Here is a 2544-nt window from a genome sequence, read left to right on the forward strand (position 1 = left end):
CGCTCGAGCCGATCCTTCCGTGACGCGGCCCCCCCCCCGCCGGGGGCGGCCCCCCCCCCCCCCCCCCCCCCCCCCCCCCCCCCCCCCCCCCCCCCACGTGCGTGGTGAGCCGGTCAGCCGGTCAGCCGCGGCCGATGTAGCTGCGCACGGTCGTCCCGGAGGCGTCGGTGTGCACACGGACGAGGTCCGACAGGAAGTGCACGAGGAACAGTCCCCGTCCGCCGATCTGGTCGGGACGCACGGGATGCCGGCCTGCCAGGGGATCGCTGAGCCGGCCCTCGTCCTGTACCTCGCACACGATCTGCTCGCTCTCGGCCCAGATCCTCAGGGTCCCCGAACCGCCCCCGTGCACGACGCTGTTGGTCGTCAGCTCCGCGACGACGAGGTTCAGGTCGTGCAGCCGGACCGCCGTCATCCCGCGGCCCCGGGCCTCGGCGAGGGCGAAGTCGCGGGCGACGGGCAGGAGTTCGGCGTCGAAACGGACCACCGCCGCTCCCGGTGGGTGACGCAGAACCTGGTTGAAGCGCGTCAGCACCCCGTCCGGGTCGTAGGCCGGGCTGGCGCTCCGCCGGCCAGCGCTGATCACGACCGGGTGCGTGGCGTGGGCGTCGGCGATCACGTCCGGGGGGAGGGCGCGCCCGTCGTACGGGCACAGGATCGTCACGTCCCGTCCCGCGAACGCCCGGTTGATCAGGGCTTCGTGCTGGACGCAGGCCGGGTACTCCACCGCCGTGCGGCCGTGCCAGATGGGCTCGCCGATGATCCGTACGTGGACGTCCTGGTGGGCGTCGGCGAACGCCCGCAGGACGGAGGGGATGATGCGGCCCGGGTTCAGGCCCGCCCGCGTCATGTCGATCCATCGGACGCCGGCCCCCGAGGGACCCAGGGCGCCGCGGATGAGTTCCAGGCGCGGGCCGGGGACGGCCACCGCCACCGGCTCCCCCGCGGCTACGCCGTCGGAGACGAAACGTGTCGTCCCTTCCACGTACTCACGGTCGTCGCCGTAGACGAGCGCGGGGTGGACGAAGGGATCGTCGCGAAGTGCCGCCGTAGTCATGCCGCGATCACCGCGCCCCGGGGCCGGTGTCCGGCGAGCGGTCCCGCGTCGGGGCGCGCCAAGGGTGAGCGCGTGTGCGCTCGGCCGACTCGCCGCTCGATACCCACGGACTCACCCCGCGACCCATTTTACGTCGCCGTCACGACAGCCGGGCAGGCCCCCGGATACGGGAGCGCCGTCGCGACGCTCGCCCTCCGTCCTCACCTGCCCCCTCGATCCCCGCCGGAACCGTGTCGGCCTTCGGACTGAAACGGCATCAGTCAGACCAAAAGCGACATCGGTTCGGCGAGGAAAACGACGTCACGACCCCGCATCCGAAGGGTGCTCCCGGGAGGAAGTAGACCCTGACCCGGTGCCAGGGGGAGGCTGGACGTACGCGTCCCGCAGAATTCCGCAACCGGGTGGCATGAGCGGTGTGAAGCAGGGCAGACGGGCCCTGTCATCATTTCCTTCGGACGATTTGGGGTGGACGGCATGGCGGCCGTGGCGGCAGCGAAGGCAAGGGACACGGCGCACCGGGCAGCGACGACCGAGGGGGACGTCCTGCCGCAGATCGACGAACCGCTGAAGATCAGCCCGAAGGACGCGCGCGAGCTGTCCCGCCAGTTCTTCAGCCGGCTCTCCGTCCTGGAGGAGGGCACGCACGAATACCAGTACGCGCGCAACACCCTCATCGAGATGAATCTCTCCCTCGTCCGGTACGCGGCGGCCCGCTTCCGCAGCCGCAGCCAGGGTGAGATGGAGGACATCGTCCAGGTCGGCACGATCGGGCTCATCAAGGCCATCGACCGTTTCGAGCTGACCCGCGAGGTCGAGTTCACCTCCTTCGCGGTCCCCTACATCGTCGGCGAGATCAAGCGGTTCTTCCGCGACACGAGCTGGGCGGTCCACGTGCCCCGCCGGCTCCAGGAGGCGCGCGTCGAGCTCGCCAAGGCGACGGAGGAACTGCGCACCCGCCTCGGCCGTACGCCCACCACCCGTGAGCTGTCCGAGCTGATGTGCCTGACCGAGGAAGAGGTCATCGAGGCCCGCAAGGCGTCGAACGGCTACAACTCCTCGTCCCTGGACGCCGCCCTCACGGCGGACGGCGGTGCGGACGGCGAGGCGGTTCTCGCGGACTTCATCGGCGAGGAGGACCCCTCGCTGGAACTGGTCGAGGACTTCAACTCCCTGGCCCCCCTGATCGCCCAGCTCGACGAGCGGCAGCGCCGGATCATTCATCTGCGCTTCGTCGAGGAGTGGACCCAGGCGCAGATCGGCGAGGAGCTCGGCATCTCGCAGATGCACGTCTCCCGGCTGATCACCCGCATCATCAAGCGTCTGCGCACCGGGCTCCTCGATCCCGCGGTCGCCTGAGACTCCCGCACGTCACAGCCCGTACGACGGTCCCGGGGGGGGGGGGGGGGGGGGGGGGGGGGGGGGGGGGGGGGGGGGGCGGGGGGGGGGCGGGGGGGGGGGGGGGGGGGCGCGGGGGGGGGGGGTGTTGG

Annotated in this window: 2 protein-coding genes; one reads left to right on the plus strand and one right to left on the minus strand. The window is 71.9% G+C overall.

The window, feature by feature from the left end:
- Positions 1-121: 121 nt before the first annotated feature.
- Positions 122-1057, minus strand: a complete 936-nt coding sequence (locus ACFYW9_RS32195) for an anti-sigma factor RsbA family regulatory protein (protein ID WP_389157837.1) — start codon at positions 1055-1057, stop codon at positions 122-124.
- 474 nt (positions 1058-1531) lie between these two features.
- Here ACFYW9_RS32195 and ACFYW9_RS32200 point away from each other — a divergent pair, with 474 nt between their 5' ends.
- The gene (locus ACFYW9_RS32200; RefSeq protein WP_351866721.1) at positions 1532-2413 is read left to right on the plus strand and encodes an RNA polymerase sigma factor SigF; all 882 of its coding nucleotides are present in this window, start codon (positions 1532-1534) and stop codon (positions 2411-2413) included.
- Positions 2414-2544 lie beyond the last annotated feature (131 nt).

Origin of the sequence: Streptomyces sp. NPDC002698 (genome assembly GCF_042888945.1) — a bacterium.
Lineage (GTDB): Bacteria > Actinomycetota > Actinomycetes > Streptomycetales > Streptomycetaceae > Streptomyces.

Excerpts from the sequence above, each read along its gene's own strand:
- ACFYW9_RS32195 (WP_389157837.1), bottom strand. The coding sequence starts at position 1,057 with ATGACTACGGCGGCACTTCGCGACGATCCCTTCGTCCACCCCGCGCTC.
- ACFYW9_RS32200 (WP_351866721.1), top strand. The coding sequence starts at position 1,532 with ATGGCGGCCGTGGCGGCAGCGAAGGCAAGGGACACGGCGCACCGGGCA.